General features: G+C 71.9%; 20 protein-coding genes. 7 read left to right on the forward strand and 13 right to left on the reverse strand.

What is annotated here, in order from left to right:
- Window positions 1-9: 9 nt before the first annotated feature.
- Window positions 10-933 (reverse strand): GNAT family N-acetyltransferase, encoded by a 924-nt coding sequence (locus AC0VYD_RS18135; protein WP_475476688.1) that lies wholly within the window; start codon window positions 931-933, stop codon window positions 10-12.
- 150 nt (window positions 934-1,083) lie between these two features.
- On the opposite strand from AC0VYD_RS18135, the gene AC0VYD_RS18140 reads away from it, so the two are divergent.
- Window positions 1,084-1,299, forward strand: a complete 216-nt coding sequence (locus tag AC0VYD_RS18140; protein WP_475476689.1) for a hypothetical protein — start codon at window positions 1,084-1,086, stop codon at window positions 1,297-1,299.
- Between the two features lie 57 nt (window positions 1,300-1,356).
- On the opposite strand, the gene AC0VYD_RS18145 is transcribed toward AC0VYD_RS18140, so the two are convergent.
- On the reverse strand, window positions 1,357-2,106 hold the full coding sequence (locus AC0VYD_RS18145) for an SDR family oxidoreductase (RefSeq protein WP_475476690.1): 750 nt from the start codon (window positions 2,104-2,106) through the stop codon (window positions 1,357-1,359).
- A 68-nt stretch (window positions 2,107-2,174) separates the two neighbouring features.
- Here AC0VYD_RS18145 and AC0VYD_RS18150 point away from each other — a divergent pair, with 68 nt between their 5' ends.
- Complete coding sequence (locus AC0VYD_RS18150) at window positions 2,175-2,651, forward strand: RrF2 family transcriptional regulator (protein WP_475476691.1); 477 nt, start codon at window positions 2,175-2,177, stop codon at window positions 2,649-2,651.
- A gap of 82 nt (window positions 2,652-2,733) precedes the next feature.
- On the opposite strand, the gene AC0VYD_RS18155 is transcribed toward AC0VYD_RS18150, so the two are convergent.
- From AC0VYD_RS18155 to ruvC, 6 genes are all read right to left on the reverse strand, one after another.
- Window positions 2,734-4,917: a RelA/SpoT family protein gene (locus AC0VYD_RS18155; RefSeq protein WP_475476692.1), complete on the reverse strand. Its 2,184-nt coding sequence runs from the start codon at window positions 4,915-4,917 to the stop codon at window positions 2,734-2,736.
- Window positions 4,918-5,556: 639 nt separating this feature from the next.
- A complete protein-coding gene (locus AC0VYD_RS18160; RefSeq protein WP_475476693.1) occupies window positions 5,557-6,117 on the reverse strand; it encodes an adenine phosphoribosyltransferase in 561 nt (186 codons plus the stop codon).
- Between the two features lie 125 nt (window positions 6,118-6,242).
- A complete protein-coding gene (yajC, locus tag AC0VYD_RS18165) occupies window positions 6,243-6,608 on the reverse strand; it encodes a preprotein translocase subunit YajC (RefSeq protein ID WP_229826252.1) in 366 nt (121 codons plus the stop codon).
- 327 nt (window positions 6,609-6,935) lie between these two features.
- The gene (ruvB, locus tag AC0VYD_RS18170; RefSeq protein WP_475476694.1) at window positions 6,936-8,057 is read right to left on the reverse strand and encodes a Holliday junction branch migration DNA helicase RuvB; all 1,122 of its coding nucleotides are present in this window, start codon (window positions 8,055-8,057) and stop codon (window positions 6,936-6,938) included.
- A gap of 32 nt (window positions 8,058-8,089) precedes the next feature.
- Window positions 8,090-8,707 (reverse strand): Holliday junction branch migration protein RuvA, encoded by a 618-nt coding sequence (gene ruvA / locus AC0VYD_RS18175; RefSeq protein WP_475476695.1) that lies wholly within the window; start codon window positions 8,705-8,707, stop codon window positions 8,090-8,092.
- 88 nt (window positions 8,708-8,795) lie between these two features.
- Entirely contained in the window at window positions 8,796-9,344 is a 549-nt protein-coding gene (gene ruvC / locus AC0VYD_RS18180) for a crossover junction endodeoxyribonuclease RuvC (RefSeq protein ID WP_475476696.1), read from the reverse strand.
- Window positions 9,345-9,532: 188 nt separating this feature from the next.
- On the opposite strand from ruvC, the gene AC0VYD_RS18185 reads away from it, so the two are divergent.
- From AC0VYD_RS18185 to AC0VYD_RS18205, 5 genes are all read left to right on the forward strand, one after another.
- A complete protein-coding gene (locus AC0VYD_RS18185) occupies window positions 9,533-10,354 on the forward strand; it encodes an NUDIX hydrolase (protein WP_475480301.1) in 822 nt (273 codons plus the stop codon).
- 90 nt (window positions 10,355-10,444) lie between these two features.
- Complete coding sequence (locus AC0VYD_RS18190; RefSeq protein ID WP_475476697.1) at window positions 10,445-11,581, forward strand: molecular chaperone DnaJ; 1,137 nt, start codon at window positions 10,445-10,447, stop codon at window positions 11,579-11,581.
- A 47-nt stretch (window positions 11,582-11,628) separates the two neighbouring features.
- Window positions 11,629-12,618 (forward strand): hypothetical protein, encoded by a 990-nt coding sequence (locus tag AC0VYD_RS18195; RefSeq protein ID WP_475476698.1) that lies wholly within the window; start codon window positions 11,629-11,631, stop codon window positions 12,616-12,618.
- A gap of 92 nt (window positions 12,619-12,710) precedes the next feature.
- Window positions 12,711-14,033 (forward strand): adenylosuccinate synthetase, encoded by a 1,323-nt coding sequence (locus AC0VYD_RS18200; protein ID WP_475480302.1) that lies wholly within the window; start codon window positions 12,711-12,713, stop codon window positions 14,031-14,033.
- A 46-nt stretch (window positions 14,034-14,079) separates the two neighbouring features.
- The gene (locus AC0VYD_RS18205) at window positions 14,080-14,505 is read left to right on the forward strand and encodes a PPOX class F420-dependent oxidoreductase (RefSeq protein ID WP_475476699.1); all 426 of its coding nucleotides are present in this window, start codon (window positions 14,080-14,082) and stop codon (window positions 14,503-14,505) included.
- 87 nt (window positions 14,506-14,592) lie between these two features.
- On the opposite strand, the gene AC0VYD_RS18210 is transcribed toward AC0VYD_RS18205, so the two are convergent.
- The 5 genes from AC0VYD_RS18210 to AC0VYD_RS18230 form a co-directional block, all read right to left on the reverse strand.
- Window positions 14,593-15,072: a DUF4282 domain-containing protein gene (locus tag AC0VYD_RS18210; RefSeq protein WP_475476700.1), complete on the reverse strand. Its 480-nt coding sequence runs from the start codon at window positions 15,070-15,072 to the stop codon at window positions 14,593-14,595.
- Window positions 15,073-15,261: 189 nt separating this feature from the next.
- Window positions 15,262-16,008 carry a YebC/PmpR family DNA-binding transcriptional regulator gene (locus AC0VYD_RS18215; protein ID WP_475476701.1) on the reverse strand — a complete coding sequence of 249 codons (747 nt, stop codon included), beginning with the start codon at window positions 16,006-16,008 and terminating at the stop codon, window positions 15,262-15,264.
- Window positions 16,005-16,613 (reverse strand): pyridoxal 5'-phosphate synthase glutaminase subunit PdxT, encoded by a 609-nt coding sequence (gene pdxT / locus AC0VYD_RS18220; protein WP_475476702.1) that lies wholly within the window; start codon window positions 16,611-16,613, stop codon window positions 16,005-16,007. The genes AC0VYD_RS18215 and pdxT overlap by 4 nt, the downstream gene beginning before the upstream one ends.
- A gap of 102 nt (window positions 16,614-16,715) precedes the next feature.
- Window positions 16,716-17,627 (reverse strand): pyridoxal 5'-phosphate synthase lyase subunit PdxS, encoded by a 912-nt coding sequence (pdxS, locus tag AC0VYD_RS18225; protein WP_191272455.1) that lies wholly within the window; start codon window positions 17,625-17,627, stop codon window positions 16,716-16,718.
- Between the two features lie 261 nt (window positions 17,628-17,888).
- The gene (locus tag AC0VYD_RS18230) at window positions 17,889-18,392 is read right to left on the reverse strand and encodes a hypothetical protein (RefSeq protein ID WP_475476703.1); all 504 of its coding nucleotides are present in this window, start codon (window positions 18,390-18,392) and stop codon (window positions 17,889-17,891) included.
- Window positions 18,393-18,406: the final 14 nt, after the last annotated feature.

Genomic DNA, 18,406 nt, shown 5'->3' on the forward strand with positions numbered 1-18,406 from the left:
TCCTCCGGGTCAGCGGGCCGGCCGGGTGTACACGGTTCCGCGTTCGGCGGTTTCGTAGCCGACCGTGGCGTAGGTCCTGGCCGGGGTCGGGTAGGCCTCGTTGGGCGAGGTGTTGATGAACACCCGGTCCCCGCCGCGCAGGGCGGTCAGGGTGCAGGCCTCCAGCGCCATGGCGCTGGCCAGGCCCTTGCGCCGGTGTTCGGGGACCACGCCGAGGGGTTCGATCTCGGAGCAGCGGTTCCTCGGGTCCCACCACACGACGCAGCAGGCCGCCAGTGAACCGTCCGGGGCCTCGACCACGAGGTCGAGTTCACGGTCGTACAGCAGACCGGCGCGGGTGCTGTCGTAGCGCTCCCGGCTGAAACGGCTGGTCAGGTCCGGGTCAACCTGGCCCACGCGCTCCGGCCAGGGCAGGTCGGCGGGTTTCCAGGCCCTCCGGTGGCACTCCACCCTGGCCTCCTGCTCACCCTCGCGCACCGGACGGAGCAGGTAGCCCTCCGGCAGGACGACGTCCTCCTCGGTGGCGGACCGGCACATCCACTCACCGAAGACGTTCTCCTCCGCCACGGCGAAACCGGCCCTCTCCGCGAGCGCGCGGAGCTCGTCGTCGCCGTCGAGGACCAGCAGGTCCACGGCGGCGCCACCGACCCGGGCCATCGCCCGGTCCAGGAGCGCGGACCCGGCCCCGGGGTCGGCGGAGGCGCCCTGGAGGGTGATCTGGCTCCGGGGGAAGAGGGCGTTGGGCTCCTCGGCCGCGGCCCAGGCCACGGGTTCACCGTTGCGGTGGGCCAGGAGCGTGTTGTCGGGTGAGAGCTGCCCGGTGGCCAGCTGCCAGCCGAGCCCGCCGGGGTGCGGGCTCAGCGGCCAGAGCCGTTGGGCGAGCAGTTCCAGGGGGCGGACGTCCTCGGCCCGGAGGGGGTGGATTTCGAGCACGGGGCCTGCCTTCTCGTGGGGGGCACGGGCGGGCTCACGCTAACGTTCGGCGCCCGGGGGTACCACTGCTTTTCCGGCAGGCGCGGTCCCGACAGGACGCGGTGGTAGCTTCCTTGCGTAACTCCCCCCACACGGAAAGCGTGCGCCCCCATGACCGAGAAGAACAGCAGAGTCAACACCTACATGGCCGTCACCGGGGTGTGCTGTGCTCTGGTCGCGATCATTTCGGCCGTCGACCCGGTCCCGGTGCTGCGGACTCCGATGCTGATCGCCTGCGTGGTCGTCTTCGCAGCCATGGCCTTCCTGCTGGGCAAGGAGGCCAAGGCGCAGAAGGACCCTGAGAAGGGGGCCGACCGGCAGAGCTGAGAACCGGCCCGGGGACGGCGGCCGGAGCCCCCGGGCCAGGCCACCGCCCCGGGAGGCTCACCCCGCCTGGGCGGCGAGCCAGTCCTCGAACGAGGTCGGGGCCACCTCGGCGTCCGCGGCGGGCAGGAGCACGTTGCCGGCCATGGAGGCGTCGAAGATCCCGTTCTCCCAGGTCGGCACGAGTTCGACCCGGTGGCCGCGGACCGCGTGGGTGCGGCGGGCCATGTCGACCAGGTCCTGGGGGCCGGGTCCGGTCACGTCCCGGTGCCGTCCCCGGGGCTCGCCGACCGCGACGCGCACCAGGATGTCCGCGACGTCCTCGGGCGCGATGGGCCGCACCAGCAGCGGAGCGATCCCGGCGACACCGTCGGTCTCGGTCCAGGAGGCGACCATGGCCGCGAAGTCGTGGAACTGGGTGGCCGGAACGATCGTGTGGGGCACCGGTCCCGCCTCGACCGCGGCCTCCTGCGCACGCTTGCCCGCGTAGTGGGGGTTCCCCCGTACCCGGTCCACGGCGGCGATGGACAGCACGACGTGGTGGCTCACTCCGGCCCGCCGTTCCGCGGCCATCAGGTGCTCGGTGGCGGTCGTGAAGAAACGGACGTTCTCGGCTTCCTCCCCCGAGGTGCAGTTCAGGACGTCGATCACCGCGTCGACCCCGGTCAGGGCCTCGTCCAGCCCCTGCCCGGAGAGCACGTCCACGCCGTGGCCGCGACTGATCGCGACGGCGTCGTGGCCGCCCCCGCGCAGAGCCGCCAGTGTCAGGGCTCCGATCCGGCCCGTGGCTCCGACCACCGCAACACGCATACGCCGACCTCCCGATCAATTATGGATATCAGAGATCCACAATAGCGCTAATCGGATAGACTGGACAGGTGAAACTTCCCGAGAGTTCCGAGTGGGCGCTGCACTGCGCCGCCTCCCTGGCGCAGCTCGCCCCGGAGGACACCGTCAGTACGCGGCGCCTCGCCGAGCACTTCGGGGTCCCCGCCCCCTACCTGGCCAAGCAACTCGCACACCTGGCCCGCGGCGGCGTGCTGGCCGGGACCACGGGGCCGCGGGGCGGCTTCCGACTCGCCCGTCCGGCGTCCCGGATCACGGTGCTCGACGTCATCGAGGCGGTCGACGGCGCCGCCGACCCGTACCGGTGCCGCGAGATCCGACAGCAGGGGCGAGGGGCCCTCCCCGAGGAGGACTGCCGGGAACCGTGCGTCCTGGCCGTAACGATGCGCCAGGCCCATCAGGCATGGCGGTCCAGCCTGGCCGCGGTCACCCTGGCGGACGTCGTCGGTACCCTCGCGCCGGGTGTCCCCGACCGCACCCGACGGCTGCTCACCGAGGCCGAGGACTGACGCCTGCGCCGTCAGCGGCCGGGCACGGCTGCTGCACGAGCGCGCCCGCGGCCCGGCCGGGGCCCGGGTCCGAACGGCCTCCTCAGTTGCGGACGCGGAACACGTCGTAGACGCCGTCCACGCCGCGGACCGACCGCAGGACGCTGCCCAGGTGGGTGGGGTCGGCCATCTCGAAGGTGAACCGGCTCTGCGCCACCCGGTCCCGGCTGGTCTGCACCGTCGCGGAGAGGATGTTGACGTGCTGGTCGGAGAGCACCCGGGTGATGTCCGAGAGCAACCGGGAGCGGTCCAGGGCCTCCACGTGCAGGGCGACGAGGAACATCGAGTCCTCGGTGGGCCGCCATTCGACGTCGACCATGCGTTCGCGGTCCAGGCTGGCGGCGTTCACGCAGTCCTGGCGGTGCACCGACACCCCGTTGCCCCGGGTCACGAAACCGACGATGTCGTCACCGGGCACGGGCGTACAGCACTTGGACAGGCGGGCCCAGACGTCGGCGTCGCCGCCGGCCACGACGACCCCCGGGTTCCCGGAGCGCTGCCTGGTGGTGGCGACCTTGGAGGGCAGCGCGGACTCGGCGATGTCCTCGGTGTGGCTCTCCAGGCCCCCCATGGAGTCCACGAGCTTGCTGACCACGCTCTGCGCGCTGACCTGGCGCTCGCCCACGGCCGCGTAGAGGGAGTCGACGTCGGGATAGCGCAGGTCCCTGGAGAGGGCGATGATGGTCTCGCCGCTGAACAGGCGCTTGACCGGCAGTTCCTGCTTGCGCATGAACTTGGCGATCTCGTCCTTGCCCCGCTCGATCGCGGCCTCTCGGCGCTCCTTGGTGAACCAGTGCCGGATCTTGTTACGGGCCCGTGCGCTCTTGACGAAGTTGAGCCAGTCGCGGCTTGGGCAGGCGTCGGGGTCCTTCGAGGTGAGGATCTCGACGGTCTCGCCGTTGTGGAGTTCGTTCTCCAGCGGCACGAGGCGGCCGTTGATGCGGGCTCCGACGGTGCGGTGGCCGACCTCGGTGTGCACGGCGTAGGCGAAGTCGACGGCGGTGGCGCCCTGCGGCAGGGAGATGACGTCACCGCCGGGGGTGAAGACGAACACCTCCTGCACGGACAGGTCGAAGCGCAGCGACTCCAGGAACTCGCCCGGGTCCTTGGTCTCCTGCTGCCAGTCGATGAGCTGGCGCAGCCACTGCATGTCGGCGGTGCCCTTGGACTTGGCCTCACCGGCGGAGGTGTTGCGGTCCTCCTTGTACTTCCAGTGCGCGGCGATGCCGTACTCGGCGCGGCGGTGCATCGCACGGGTGCGGATCTGCAGCTCGACCGGGTTGCCGGAGGGGCCGATGACCGTCGTGTGCAACGACTGGTACATGTTGAACTTCGGCATCGCGATGTAGTCCTTGAACCGGCCGGGCACCGGGTTCCACCGCGCGTGGATGGTTCCCAGGGCCGCGTAGCAGTCCCGGACGCTGTCCACCAGGACCCGCACCGCGATGAGGTCGTAGATGTCGTCGAAGCCCACGTTGCGGGCGATCATCTTCTGGTAGATCGAGTAGTAGTGCTTGGGCCGCCCGCGTACGGTCGCCTTGAGCTTGGACTCGCGCAGGTCGCCGGAGACCGCCTCGATGACCTCCTGGAGGTACACGTCGCGGCGGGGGGCGCGCTCGGAGACCAGGCGGGCGATCTCGTCGAAGCGCTTGGGATAGAGGGTGGCGAAGGCCAGGTCCTCGAGCTCCCACTTGATGGTGTTCATGCCCAGGCGGTGGGCGAGGGGGGCGAAGATCTCCAGGGTCTCGCGGGCCTTCTTCTCCCGTTTGGCCTTGGCCGGGAGGTAGCGCAGGGTCCGCATGTTGTGCAGGCGGTCGCACAGTTTGATGACCAGGACGCGGATGTCGCGGGCCATCGCCACGACCATCTTGCGGACCGTCTCGGCCTGGGTGGCCTCGCCGTACTTGACCTTGTCCAGCTTGGTGACGCCGTCGACCAGTTCGGCGATCTCGTCGCCGAAGTCGGCACGGAGCTCGTCGAGCGAGTACTCGGTGTCCTCGACGGTGTCGTGCAGGAGCGCGGCGGCCAGGGTGGCCTCCTGCATCCCCAGTTCGGCGAGGATGGTGGCGACGGCGAGCGGGTGGGTGATGTAGGGGTCGCCGCTCTTGCGCTTCTGGTGACGGTGGTGGTGGGCCGCGACCTCGTAGGCGCGTTCGATCAGCCGCACGTCCACCTTCGGATGGGTGGCGCGCACGGTCTTGATCAGTGGTTCGAGCACCGGGTTCATCGTCACTCCCCGCTGGGCCCCGAGTCGGGCGAGCCTTCTGCGTACTCGCACGGTGGAGGGTGTGGTGGAGGCCGCCTGGCCTCCCGGGGCCCCCGGCCCCGAGACGTCGGAGGGCGCCGCTTCGTCCGCGGCGCCCTCCGGGCGGTCCTGCTGTGGTCTTTTTCCGGCCGGTACCCCGCGGCCGTCCGCGCGCCCTCCAGGCGTGCCGGTACCCGGAACACCGGCGCTTCCCGGCCCGTCGGCACGGGAGGCGGCGGCCGTCGGAACCCCGGAGGCCCCGCTGCCCGGCCCCTGCTCGGACACCGCCCCGGTCGAGACCACTTCGCTTGGCATGCCTACCTCCCGCGGATCCGCCCGGTGGAGCCGACGTGACCGTCCGGCTCGCCTCCGGTGCACGTGCGTGTCATCAGGGCCAGTCGTCGACGCGGCCGCCGCGGTCACCTCTCCCACCAGTCTAGTGGGACCGCCCCCACCTGCGAGGGGAGCGATCCGGCCCCCTCGTGTCCCCTGGTACCGACTCGGAGGTACGCGCAGTGACACAGGTCACCAGGTACGTCACACCGAGTGCTGGAGTACGTCAACAAGGACGGCCTGTCGCGGTATTCCCCGCGGGGTGCGACAGGCGCGGCGAGGTCGGCCTCAGACCGAAAGGAGGGTGTGCAGCTCCACGTCGGGCATCTTCCCGCGCCCCTGAAGCGCGGAGAGCTCCATCAGGACGGAGAATCCCACGACCGTACCACCCGCCTTGCGGACCAGTTCCACCGCGGCCCTGCCGGTGCCGCCGGTCGCGAGGACGTCGTCGACGACGAGCACACGGCTGCCCGGGGTGATCGCGTCGGCGTGGATCTCGACGGTCGCGGTGCCGTACTCCAGATCATAGGCCTGGTCGATGATGTCCGAGGGCAGTTTCCCGGCTTTGCGCGCCGGGACGAAACCCGCACCCAGCGCCATGGCGACGGGTGCGCCGAAGATGAACCCCCGCGCCTCCAACCCGACGACGTGGTCGATCCCGGCTCCCCGGAAGGGCGCGGCGAGCCCGCGCACCGTGGCCGCGAGCGCCTTCGGCTCGTTGAGCAGGGGCGTGATGTCCTTGAACAGGATTCCCGGCTGCGGGAAGTCCGGGATGTCGCGGATGCTCGCCTCGATGAGGGCGAGCTCGGCGGCGTGCGGGGCGTCCGGAACCGCGGTGTCGTCGGGCATGGCTGGCGGGGCCTTCTTCTGGTGGGTCGATCGGCTGTGCTGCTCGGCCGTGGCCGAGAACAGCGGTACCGGCCCCGGGCGGGGGCCGGTACCGAAGTCTGTGATGCGCCGGAGGTCGGCCGCGGTCAGCCCTTGGGCTTGTCGTCGTCGCCGAAGTCGGGACGGTCCTCGACCGGGGTGTCGTCGGCGGCGGGGGTGATGACCTCTCCGACGCCGGCCTTGAGCATCCGGATACGGGTGCCGGGGGAGATCTCCAGCAGTACGTCCTGCTCGTGGATCTCGACCACCGTGGCGAAGATACCCGCCTTGGTCATGACCTCGACCCCGGGCTGCAGGGAGCTCTGCATCTGCGTCTCCTGCTGGCGGCGCTTCTGGTTCGGGCGCCAGAACAGGAGCCAGAAGACCAGGAGGATCAGCACGAACGGGAGCATCATGCCGATGAGGCTGCCCTCTCCCTGGGCAGCGTCGGCGAGAATGTAAGTGCCCTGCACGGGGGCGTCCTTCCTGACGTTTCCTGTGGCCGACGTCTGTCGGCTCGGACACCGCGACGACCACCTTCTCGGGCAGCTCCGGCCACGGCGGCCGGAAGCGTACCCGGTGGGTACAACGCGCGGGGGCACGAACTCGTTCCGCCGGCGTCGGACGACACCATACGAGGCCGTTGCCCCGCTTTGGCTGCGTTCGTCACAGTTTACGTGGCGCTGGTCACCACTACCCCACCGGCAGAGACCAGGGGGCTAACGGTTCGGCCCCGGTTCACGCTGCACGCGCCTCATTGTGCCCGGGCCGGAGCCCCCTGTGAAGGCTCCGCGCCCCGGTCAGGGGCTGTCCCCACCCTCCGCCCCATCGACCTGCCGACCGTTTCCACGGCCACCGTCGTTCCCCGCGGAGGAGCCCGGGTTCCCGCCGGAGGCGCCCATGGCGGCCCCGAAGGCGGCGTCGGGCGGCGGAGTGAGGCCCATGTGGGTCCAGGCCATCGGCGTGGCGACCCGGCCGCGCGGCGTGCGGGCGAGGAAGCCGGAGCGGACCAGGAAGGGTTCGGCGACGACCTCCACGGTCTCGGCCTCCTCCCCCACGGACACCGCCAGCGTGGACAGCCCGACCGGTCCGCCGCGGAAACGGTTCAGGAGCACGTCCAGGATGGCCCGGTCCAGACGGTCCAGGCCCAGGGGGTCCACCTCGTACAGCTCCAGGGCGGCCCGGGCGTTGGCCAGCGTGAGACGGCCGTCCCCGCGGACCTCGGCGTAGTCGCGCACGCGGCGCAGGAGCCGGTTCGCGATACGGGGTGTGCCCCGGGACCGGCCCGCGATCTCGCTGGCGGCCGCCGCCTCCAGCGGTGCCCCGAGGAGCCCGGCGGAACGGTGCAGGATCTGCTCAAGCTCTGCGGGCTCGTAGAAGTCCATGTGCGCGGTGAAGCCGAAGCGGTCGCGCAGCGGCGCCGGGAGCATGCCCGCCCTGGTGGTCGCGCCGACCAGGGTGAACGGGGCGATGTCGAGCGGGATCGCGGTGGCTCCGGGCCCCTTGCCGACGATGACGTCGACCCGGAAGTCCTCCATCGCGACGTAGAGCATCTCCTCGGCCGGGCGGGCCATCCGGTGGATCTCGTCGAGGAAGAGGACCTCCCCCTCCTGGAGGGTGGAGAGCACGGCGGCCAGATCGCCGGAGCGTTCGATCGCGGGCCCGGAGGTGATCCGCAGGGGCGCGCCGAGTTCGGCGGCGATGATCATGGCCAGGGTGGTCTTGCCCAGACCGGGGCCGCCGGACATGAGGATGTGGTCCGGAGCGCGGTTGCGCCGCTGGGCGCTGTGCAGGACCAGGGAGAGCTGCTCGCGCACCCGGTGCTGACCGACGAACTCGCTCAGGGCCTTGGGGCGCAGCGCCCCCTCGATCTGGTGTTCCTCAACGTCGGCCTCGGGTGAGACGGCGTCGCGCTCGTGCACGGGGGGCACCCCTTTCCTGTGTCCTGGGCGGTCTAGGCGCGGCTGAGCCTGCGCAGGGCGCTGCGCAGCAGGACGGTGACGTCGCTGGTGTCCTCGGCCTCGGCGGCGACGGAGGACGCGGCGGCCTCCGCGTCCTTGGCGGACCAGCCGAGGTTGACCAGGCCGGAGACGACCTGTCCGCGCCAGGCCCCGTTGGGCTGGGCGCTGTCCGGGGCGTCGGCGGGGGGCAGGGTGCCCTCGCTCAGGGCCGGGGCGTCGAGCTTGCCACGCAGTTCCAGGACGATGCGCTGGGCGCCCTTCTTACCGATGCCGGGCACCCTGGTCAGGGCCGCGGTGTCCTCGGTGGCCACGGCCTGGCGCAGACTGTCGGGGCTGTGCACGGCGAGCATCGCCAGGGCGATGCGCGGGCCGATGCCGGAGGCGGTCTGGACCTGCTCGAAGAGGCTCCTCTCGTCGTCGTCGGCGAACCCGAAGAGGGTGAGGGACTCCTCGCGGACGACGAGGCTGGTGGCCACGGTGCCCTCCTCCCCCACGTGCAGGCGGGACAGGGCGGAGGGGGTGCACTGGACGGTCATGCCGACCCCGCCGACGTCGATCACGGCGCTGCCCGCGCCGCGTGCGGCCACCCGGCCGGTGAGGAACGCGATCATGTCGTGTGGGCGCCTGGAGGGGCGCCCGTCTCCTTCCTGGGGGCGGTACTGCTGCCTGTTTCTTCCCGTGCCGTACGGACCGGCGGGATCAGCGGCCGCGCGCTCGGCGGGCCAGTTCGACCTTGCGGGCGAAGTCCTGTTGGGCCTGGGCGACCCGGGCCTGGGCCCCGCCCCGCCAGATGTGACAGATGGCCAGGGCCACAGCGTCCGCGGCGTCGGCCGGTTTCGGCGGCCCGTCGAGTCCGAGGATACGCGCCACCATGCTGCCGACCTGCTTCTTGTCGGCACGGCCGTTGCCGGTGATGGCGGCCTTGGCCTCGCTGGGGGTGTGGGTGGCGACGGGCAGCCCGCGGCGGGCGGCGCACACCAGGGCGATGCCGCTGGCCTGGGCGGTGCCCATCACGGTGCTGAGGTTGTGCTGGGCGAAGACCCGCTCGACGGCGACGGCGTCGGGTTCGTACTGGTCCAGCCACTCCTCGATTCCGCGCTCGACGGCGACCAGGCGCTGCGGGAGCTCGGTGTCGGCGCTGGTGCGGATGGCGTCGGCGGCCAGGAGTCGCAGGGGACGGCCGATGGCCCCCTCGACGGCGCCGACACCGCAACGGGTCAGCCCCGGATCGATTCCCAGCACGCGCACGTCGCCACCCGACTCTCTTCTCGAACGTTCGTTCGCACCATGCTAGCGGCGGACGGTGACGTGATCCGCCGCCCGGCGAGGCGTGTCGGCCGAAGGGGGTGGACGGGAGGATACACCGGTGCTAGGTTCAACTCAGAAAGAGAAAAACTCACTTTGAGATCAACTTGGGGGAAGCGGTGTCCGAAGGGATCGACGGGCGGCGGGGTGACGGCCGACCGGCCGCGGAAGGGTACGACGCGGCCGACGAACACAGGTTCCTGGCCGACTACGACCCGAACGCGTTCGCACCCGCCGCGGTCACCGTGGACGTGGTCGCGCTGACCATCCGCGACGGGCTCCCCCGCGTCCTGCTCGGCCGCCGCGCCCGGCACCCCCAACGCGGCCGTTGGGCCCTGCCCGGCGGGTTCGTCCGGGCCCGGGACGGCGCTGCCGGGCCGGCCGACCCCGACCTCCCCGACGCCGCCCTGCGCGTACTCACGGAGAAGACCCCCCTGCCCGCCGAGATACACCTGGAACAGCTCGGCACCTACGGCGCGATCGACCGGGACCCCCGCATGCGGGTGATCTCGGTGGCGTACATGGTGCTGGCACCCGACCTGCCCGACCCGCGCACCGGCCGCGACACCGCGGAGGCCGCGTGGGTCCCCTGGACCGCCCTGGGCTACGGCGAGGGGGCCGCCACCGGACACGAACTCGCCTTCGACCACGCGCGCGTCCTCGGCGACGCCGTCGAACGCGCCCGCTCCAAGCTGGAGTACACCGCCCTGGCCACCGCCTTCCTCCCACCCGTGTTCACCATCACCGAGCTGCGCGGGGTGTACGAGGCGGTGTGGGGGCGCGCACTGCACGCCGCCAACTTCCACCGCAAGATCCTCGCCACCCCGGGGTTCGTCGAGGACACCGGAGAACTGGCCGACCGCGGAGGCTCGGGGGGAGGCCGACGCGCCCGGCTGTACCGGGCGGGCGGCGCGGCACTGCTCCACCCTCCGCTGCTGCGCGGCACCCAGTAGCCCGCACCGGACGGCGGGCACCCGATGAACAGACACCCGGTGAGCAGCGCGCCCCGGCCCCCACGGAGAACGGCTGAGCAGGGAGAGCGGATGAGTACCGAGCAGCACGTCCCAGGCGGTTTCGACGCCGCCCTGCGCACCCTCGGCCTCGCCGCGGACCCGGCCGCCCTGTTCGGCCCCCTGCCCGCTGACGGCGGCACGGTACCCCCGGCCGCCACCGCCGAGTACCGGCGTCTGGCCCGACTGCTCCACCCCGACACCGCGCCCGCCGACCGCACTGCCGAGGCCGGGGCCGGATTCGCGCGACTCACCGAGGCCTGGCGGCACTACCGGCGGGCCGCCGAGGGCGGCCCTGGGCTCGACGACATCACGTTCACGACCCGGGAGCGGACCTACCACGTGAGCCGGGACGGCGCTCTGGCCAGCGGGGACGTCGCGGACCTGCACGCGGTGCGGTGGCGGGAGGGGGCCCGGGGACCGGGAACGGGCCGGGTCTGGCGGGACGGGGTACTCAAACTGCCCCGCGCTCCGCGCGACAACGACCTGATCCTGGCCGAGGCCACCGCACTGCGCCGTGTCCGGGAACACGGGGCCGAACGCTACCGCGCCTTCGTCCCCGAACTGGTGGAGTCGGTCCGGCACCGCGACGCGGCCACCGGAGTGGAGCGGCGCGGCAACGTGCTGGGGCGGCTGACCGGCTTCCACAGCCTGGACGAGGTGCGGCGGGCCCATCCGGACGGGATCGACCCCCGCGACGCCGCCTGGATGTGGCGCCGGCTGCTGGTGGCCCTGGGCAACGCGCACCGGGCCGGGGTCGTGCACGGGGCGGTCGTCCCCGAACACGTCCTCATCCATCCGCAGGCGCACGGGCTGGTCCTCGTGGACTGGTGTTACTCGGTGACCTTCGCCGAACCCCGTACCGCACCGCACGTCCCCGCGATGGTGCCGCACCGCCGAGCGGCGTACCCGCCCGAGGTCGCCGCCCGCCGCCCCGCCGTGCCCGCCACCGACGTGTACATGGCCACCGGGTGCGTGGAGTTCGTGACCGGCGGACGGCTCCCGCGACAGTTGCGGGCCTTCGCACGCGGCTGTTCGCTGCCCGTGCCCGAGCGGCGGCCCGGCGACGCGTTCGCACTGCTCGGCGAACTGGACGAGGCGCTGGAGCGGTGCTTCGGGCCGCGCCGATTCCGCCCCTTCCGCCTTCCTGACCGGACCCCGACGGCCTGATGCCCGACCGCCCCCTCGCGGGGCACCCGACAACTCACGGAGACACCATGGGAAGCAGCAGTTGGTCCACCGACGCCTACCGCGCCCGGCAGGCCTACCGAAACTCCGCCGGAATCAGCAGCTTCGGCTACCACGACGACGTCGTCGCCAAGGCCCCGCGCGAGAAGTGGAGGGCCCACGACTCGCTCGACCCGCACGGCGTGGCCGTACGGGAGAGCCGCGACTCCGAGGCGCACCCGAACTCGCTCGCGGTCTCGGTGATCTTCGACGTCACCGGCTCCATGGGACGGGTGCCGCGCTCCCTCCAGACCAAACTCCCCGACCTGTTCGGGCTGCTCCTGCGCAGGGGTTACGTGCAGGACCCGCAGATCCTGTTCGGCGCGGTCGGCGACGCCACCTGCGACCGGGTGCCGCTCCAGATCGGCCAGTTCGAGTCCGGCAACGAACTGGAGGACGACCTGGGCAACATCCTGCTGGAGGGCGGGGGCGGCGGTCAGATGACCGAGTCCTACGAACTGGCGATGTACTTCATGGCACGGCACACCGCCATGGACTGCCTGGAGAAGCGGGGTCGGCGGGGCTACCTGTTCGTGGTGGGCGACGAGATGGCCTACGGCGCGGTGAAGGCACGCGAGGTCCGCGACGTGATCGGCGACGACCTGACCGAGAACATCGCGTTCCCGGCGGTCCTGGAGGAGCTGCGGCGCAAGTTCGAGGTGTACTTCATCATGCCGACCGGCAGCTACCACTTCCGCGACGACCGCGTCCGGGAGTTCTGGGAGCGGCACATGGGCCAGAACCTCGTCCTGCTGGACGACCTGGACGCGGTCTGCGAGACGATCGCGGTCACGGTGGGCCTGGGCGAGGAGGCCGTCGACCTGGAGGAGGGACTGCGGGACCTGGCCGACGCCGGTTCGGACCAGGCCGACGTGGTGGGCAGGGCGCTGCGGCCGCTGGTGCGCGAGCGCGGCGCGGTCGCGGTTTCCCCGGACGTGGAGGGGCTGGCCGGTGACGGCCCGGGGGTGGACCGGCTGTGAGCGGACGGACGGGTGCGCGGGCAGCGGAACGTGCCGGAACGCCGGGGGCCGCTGGGGCGGCTGCCACCGCTGGGGGCGCCCGGGAACACGCGATCGTGGTCGACCTGGGGTTCGGTGACGCGGGCAAGGGCGTGACCGTGGACCTGCTGTGCGCCCGGGGCGGGTTCGGTGCGGTGGTGCGGGCCAACGGCGGTGCCCAGGCAGCGCACAACGTGGTCACCCCGGACGGCCGGCACCACACGTTCGCCCAGTTCGGAGCGGGCACGCTCGCCCCGGGCCGCCCGGTGCCCACGCACCTGTCCCGCTTCATGGTGGTGGACCCCCTCGCGCTGGCGGCCGAGGCCCAGCACCTGGCCGCCCTGGGGGTGGCCGACCCGTTCTCCCTGGTCACCGCGGACCGGCGGGCGCTGATCAGCACACCGTGGCACGCGGCGGCCAACCGGGCCCGGGAACGCGCCCGCGGCCGGGAGCGGCACGGTTCGTGCGGAATGGGGGTGGGCGAGACGATGGCCTACGCCCTGGAGCACCCGGAGGAGGCGCCCACCGTCGGTGACTGCGCCCGCCCGCACCTGCTCCGCCGCAAGCTGGGCCTGTTGGCCGACCGGCTGGCGTCGGTGCTGGCCGAGGGGGCGGGGAGCACCGACACGGCGGAGTATGACCCCCTCCCCGAGCTGGAGGGGTGCCTGGCCGCCTACCGGGCCTTCGCGGAGCGGATCCGGCTGGTGGACGAGCGCTACCTGCCCCGGCTCCTGGCCCGGACCCCGGTGGTGTTCGAGGGTGCCCAGGGCGTCCTGCTCGACGAGTGGCACGGTTTCCACCCGTACACCACGTGGTCCACGACGACCACCGTCAACCCGCTCGCGCTGTTGGCGGAGGCCGGACTGCCGGGCGACGCCCGCCGGATCGGGGTGACGCGCACCTTCACCACCCGGCACGGTGCCGGGCCGCTGGTCACCGAGGACCCGCTCCTCACCGTGCGGCTGGCCGACCGGCACAACCGCACCCACCCCTGGCAGGGCGGGTTCCGGGTGGGCCACCTCGACCTGGTCGCGGCCAGGTACGCGCTGGAGGCCACCGGAGGGGTGGACTCGCTGGTGGTCACGCACGCCGACGCTCCCGCCCGGCTCGGCCGGGGGCTGCGGTGGTGCGTGGGTTACGAGCTCTACGACGGGACCCCGCTGCGGATCACCCCGGGAACCTCCCCCGACCTGGCCCGCCAGGCCCGGATCACCGGCCTGTTGGTTTCCGCCCGCCCGGTGCTGCGTCCGGTCCCGGGTGCGGCGCCCACGACCGTCGCCGACGCTCTGGGGCTGCCTCTGGAGGCGGTCTTCACCGGCCCGACCAGGGCTGACGTCCAGATTCCGGCGCACCGTCCCTCACACGCGGGAGCGCAGCCCCGGAGTGCACCGGCCTGAGCGTGTCGGGCTCGAACAGCCGTGGAGGGCGATCTAGTTTGGGGCGATGAGCTCACTCTCCGACCCCGAGGTCCGCGACTTCCTGCTCCACGGCACACGCACGGGCAAGGTCGCCTACACCGCGGCGGACGGCCGCCCGCTGGTGGCACCGGTCTGGTTCACCCTCGACGACGACGTGCTGGTGTTCAACACCGGCGGGGACAGCGCCAAGGGCCGGGCCCTGGCCCGCGATCCGCGGCTGGCGCTGGTGGTGGACCTGGAAGAGCCGCCGTTCGGGTTCGTGCAGGTCCAGGGTGTGGCCGAGGTCTCCGAGGACCCCGCCGAACTGCTGCGCACAGCGACCGCGATCGCCCGGCGGTACATGGGTCCGGAGCAGGCCGAGGAGTTCGGCCGCCGCAACGGCGTCCCGGGCGAGCTCGTGGTACGGCTCCGCCCGACCAGGGTGGTCGCCGCCATGAACATGACCGACTGACGAACCGGACGCGGCCGACCCGGGCCCCGCCCCGGCGGACGGGATCCGCCCGGTGGCGGGGCGGCGGTGCGGCGCCGCCCCGGGGTCCTACATGCCGCCCCGCTGACGGATGGCGGTGAGGTCCTCACTGATCCGGAAGACCACGATGAGCAGTTCGAGGACCACCCGGCTCAGCAGCACGGAGATCGCGGTGCCGACCAGGACGCCGAGCAGCGTGAGGAACCCGGCGAAGAAGACCTCGCTCATCATCGTGATGGCGGTGACCAGACCGGCGATGAACCAGAACCCGATCAGGACCAGCCACAGGATGAAGAGGATCTTGATGATCCGGGTGGTGACGAACTCCCGGAAGGAGAAGTCGAAGAGCGCGCCGAAGAACCCGATGGACGCGGGCTGGGCGTAGCCGCCCTGGGGCTGCTGGGGCGGGACCCCGGGCTGCTGGTAGTACTGCCCGCCGGAGGCCGCCCCGGGGTAGCCGCCGGACTGGGGCTGCTGGTAGGGCTGCTGCGGCTGCTGCCCGTAGGGCTGCTGCGAGGGGTCCTGGGGGTATTCCGGGGGGTTGCTCATGGCTGTACTTTCCTCATCGCCGGGTTTCGTCGGATGCGTGCGCGCCGCCGTCCGGGAACAGGCGGCAGCCACCACGTACTGTACTCATCCGCCCGCCCGGCCGTCCGAACGGCACGCACGCCTGTGGCCGCGCCCCCGTCGGGGTGCGGCCACAGGCGTCGACGTGTGGTCCCGTTCGGGTACCGGGCGCTACAGCTCGGCCATGACCTCGTCGGGGATGTCGGCGTTGGTGTAGACGTTCTGGACGTCGTCGGAGTCCTCCAGCACGTCCACCACCCGCATGACCTTCTTGGCGGCCTCGGCGTCGACCGGGACCTCCATGGTCGGCAGGAAGCTGGAGTCCGCGGAGTCGTACTCGATCCCGGCCTCCTGGAGGGCGGTGCGGACCTCGACGAGGTCGGTGGCCTCGCAGACGATCTCGAAGACCTCGCCGAGGTCCTCGACATCTTCGGCTCCGGCCTCCAGGACCGCGAGGGTCACGTCGTCCTCGGTGGTGCCCTCCTTGGGCACGATCACGACACCCTTGCGGTTGAACAGGTACGACACCGAACCGGCGTCGGCCATGTTGCCGCCGTTGCGGGTGACCGCGACACGCACCTCGGAGGCGGCGCGGTTGCGGTTGTCGGTGAGGCACTCCACGAGCAGCGCCACACCGCCGGGAGCGTAGCCCTCGTACATGATGGTCTGCCACTCGGCTCCGCCGGCCTCCTCACCGGAGCCGCGCTTGCGGGCGCGCTCGATGTTGTCGGCGGGCACCGAGTTCTTCTTCGCCTTCTGGATGGCGTCGAAGAGCGTCGGGTTCCCTTCGGGGTCCCCACCACCGGTACGCGCGGCCACCTCGACGTTCTTGATCAGCTTGGCGAAGAGCTTGCTGCGCTTGGCATCGATGACGGCTTTCTTGTGCTTGGTGGTGGCCCACTTGGAGTGGCCGCTCATTCGAGTCCTTTCACGATGTCGACGAAGAGGCGGTGAACGCGCGCGTCGTCGGTGAGTTCGGGATGGAAGGACGTCGCCATCAGGCCGCCCTGTCGTACCGCGACGATCCTACCGGCCTCGTCAGGGCCGGGGACGCTCCCGAGGACCGTGACACCGGGGCCGACCGACTCCACCCAGGGGGCGCGGATGAACACCGCGTCGAACGGGTCCGTACCGATACCGTCGATCCGCACTCCGGCCTCGAAGGACTCGGTCTGGCGCCCGAAGGCGTTGCGGCGCACCGTCATGTCGATGCCGCCGACGGTCTGCTGGTCGGCCGTGCCACCCAGAACGCGGTCGGCCAGCATGATCATTCCCGCGCACGTCCCGTAGACGGGCATACCTGCCGCGACGTGTTTGCGCAACGGGTCCAACAGGCCGTACCGGACGGCCAGCTTGGACATGGTGGTGGACTCCCCACCGGGGATGACCAGGCCGTCGACGGCGTCGAGCTGGTCGACGGAGAGGACCTTCGCGGTGCGCGCGCCCAGGTCCTCCAGGACGTGCATGTGTTCGGCGACGTCCCCCTGGAGGGCGAGGACGCCGATGGTGGGTCTGGCGGTCAAGTACGGCCTCACTCGTTGTGGGACTGGCTGCTGGGTGGGCGGGCCGGGCGGGCGGCGGGTACCTGACCCGCCGCCCGTCGCGAACCGCTGGCTGCCTGGCTGCTACCAGCCGCGGCCGGCGTAGCGCTCGGATTCGGACAGCTCGTCCAGGTTGATGCCGACCATGGCCTCGCCCAGGCCGCGCGAGACGCGGGCGATCACGGCGGGGTCCTCGTAGTGCAGGGTGGCCTGCACGATGGCGTCGGCGCGCCTGGCCGGGTCACCGGACTTGAAGATGCCCGAGCCGACGAACACGCTCTGTGCGCCGAGCTGGCGCATCAGCGCGGCGTCGGCGGGGGTGGCCACACCACCGGCGGAGAACAGCGGCACGGGCAGCTTGCCCAGGCCCGCGACCTCCTTGACGATCTCGTAGGGGGCGCGCAGCTCCTTGGCGGCGCCGAACAGCTCGGGCTCGTCCAGGGTGCCCAGGCGCTTGATCTCTCCGTTGATGGAGCGCATGTGGCGGGTGGCCTCGACGACGTTGCCGGTGCCGGCCTCGCCCTTGGAGCGGATCATCGCCGCGCCCTCGGCGATCCGGCGCAAGGCCTCACCGAGGTTGGTGGCGCCGCAGACGAAGGGAACGGTGAACGCCCACTTGTCGATGTGGTAGGCCTCGTCGGCCGGGGTGAGGACCTCGGACTCGTCGATGAAGTCCACGCCGAGGGACTCCAGGACCTGGGCCTCGACGAAGTGGCCGATGCGGACCTTGGCCATGACCGGGATGGAGACGGCCTCGACGATGCCGTCGATCATGTCCGGGTCGGACATGCGGGCGACGCCGCCGTCCTTGCGGATGTCGGCGGGCACGCGCTCCAGGGCCATGACCGCGACGGCACCGGCGTCCTCGGCGATCTTGGCCTGCTCCGGCGTGACGACGTCCATGATGACGCCGTTCTTGAGCTGCTCGGCCATGCCTCGCTTGACGCGCTGGGTACCGACGGCGTTGTCGGAGGTGTTCGATGCGTTGGTGGCCACGGTGGTGGGCTCCCGTTTCTTCTGCTGGTGTGGGGCCAGGCCCCGTTCTCCGGAGAGGTACTGCCTCCCGTGTGAACACGGCCTGGTTCGTGTTCCGGGCAGCGGGCTCGGTGGCGTCGCACGTGGGTTCGCGGACACCGGCGGCGCCGCGCACCCTGGTCGACCAGCCTCCTATCCTAGTTCCACCCTTTTGGGAACGTTTGGCCAGATCGGAGTTTGGGCTGTTCGCCCTGCGCCAGGCTGGCGCCGGAGGGGCCGCCGTCAGCGCCGGGGCGGCCGGTCGTCCATCTCGAAGTACTCCGGCAGGCCGGCGGTTCCGGCCAGGCGCAGAAGTCGGACCAGGCGGGAGCGGCGGGCCCGGCGGGTGTCGGCGACGGCGTCGTTGTGGAAGACGCGGGCCAGGTGTACACCGCGTGCGGCGACCGCCACCTCCTCCAGGTGCGGGGCCAGGGCGTCGGGCTGTTCCGAACCGTCCAGGGCAGCGCGCAGGGTTCGGGACAGTTCGCTCTCCGCGAGCTCCCGGTCCCCCTCCCCGGCACGGCGCGCGCCGTTGGCCGCGTCCGCCAGGGACCGGGCCGCGGCGGGGTCGAGGCCGTCGGTCGCCGCCAGGACCAGGACGGCCGCGGCCCTGCGCAGGAGGGCCGCGTCGAGAGCGGCACGCGCGGTCTCCACCCGGTGGTGGAGGCGGTCGAGCCTGGTGGACCGCCAGGACAGGTAGAAACCCAGCAGAACCAGTACCAGCAGGATCGCGGCGACCAGGGCCACGAAGCGGACGTCCT

This window comes from Nocardiopsis sp. iso_40, assembly GCF_056173285.1.

Bases quoted from the DNA above. Each gene is read 5' to 3' on its own strand.
- AC0VYD_RS18195 (WP_475476698.1), top strand. From the start codon at position 11,629: ATGGGAAGCAGCAGTTGGTCCACCGACGCCTACCGCGCCCGGCAGGCC.
- AC0VYD_RS18215 (WP_475476701.1), bottom strand. From the start codon at position 16,008: ATGAGCGGCCACTCCAAGTGGGCCACCACCAAGCACAAGAAAGCCGTC.
- ruvA (WP_475476695.1), bottom strand. From the start codon at position 8,707: ATGATCGCGTTCCTCACCGGCCGGGTGGCCGCACGCGGCGCGGGCAGC.
- AC0VYD_RS18140 (WP_475476689.1), top strand. From the start codon at position 1,084: ATGACCGAGAAGAACAGCAGAGTCAACACCTACATGGCCGTCACCGGG.
- AC0VYD_RS18160 (WP_475476693.1), bottom strand. From the start codon at position 6,117: ATGCCCGACGACACCGCGGTTCCGGACGCCCCGCACGCCGCCGAGCTC.
- AC0VYD_RS18210 (WP_475476700.1), bottom strand. From the start codon at position 15,072: ATGAGCAACCCCCCGGAATACCCCCAGGACCCCTCGCAGCAGCCCTAC.
- AC0VYD_RS18145 (WP_475476690.1), bottom strand. From the start codon at position 2,106: ATGCGTGTTGCGGTGGTCGGAGCCACGGGCCGGATCGGAGCCCTGACA.
- AC0VYD_RS18190 (WP_475476697.1), top strand. From the start codon at position 10,445: ATGAGTACCGAGCAGCACGTCCCAGGCGGTTTCGACGCCGCCCTGCGC.
- AC0VYD_RS18205 (WP_475476699.1), top strand. From the start codon at position 14,080: ATGAGCTCACTCTCCGACCCCGAGGTCCGCGACTTCCTGCTCCACGGC.
- AC0VYD_RS18155 (WP_475476692.1), bottom strand. From the start codon at position 4,917: ATGAACCCGGTGCTCGAACCACTGATCAAGACCGTGCGCGCCACCCAT.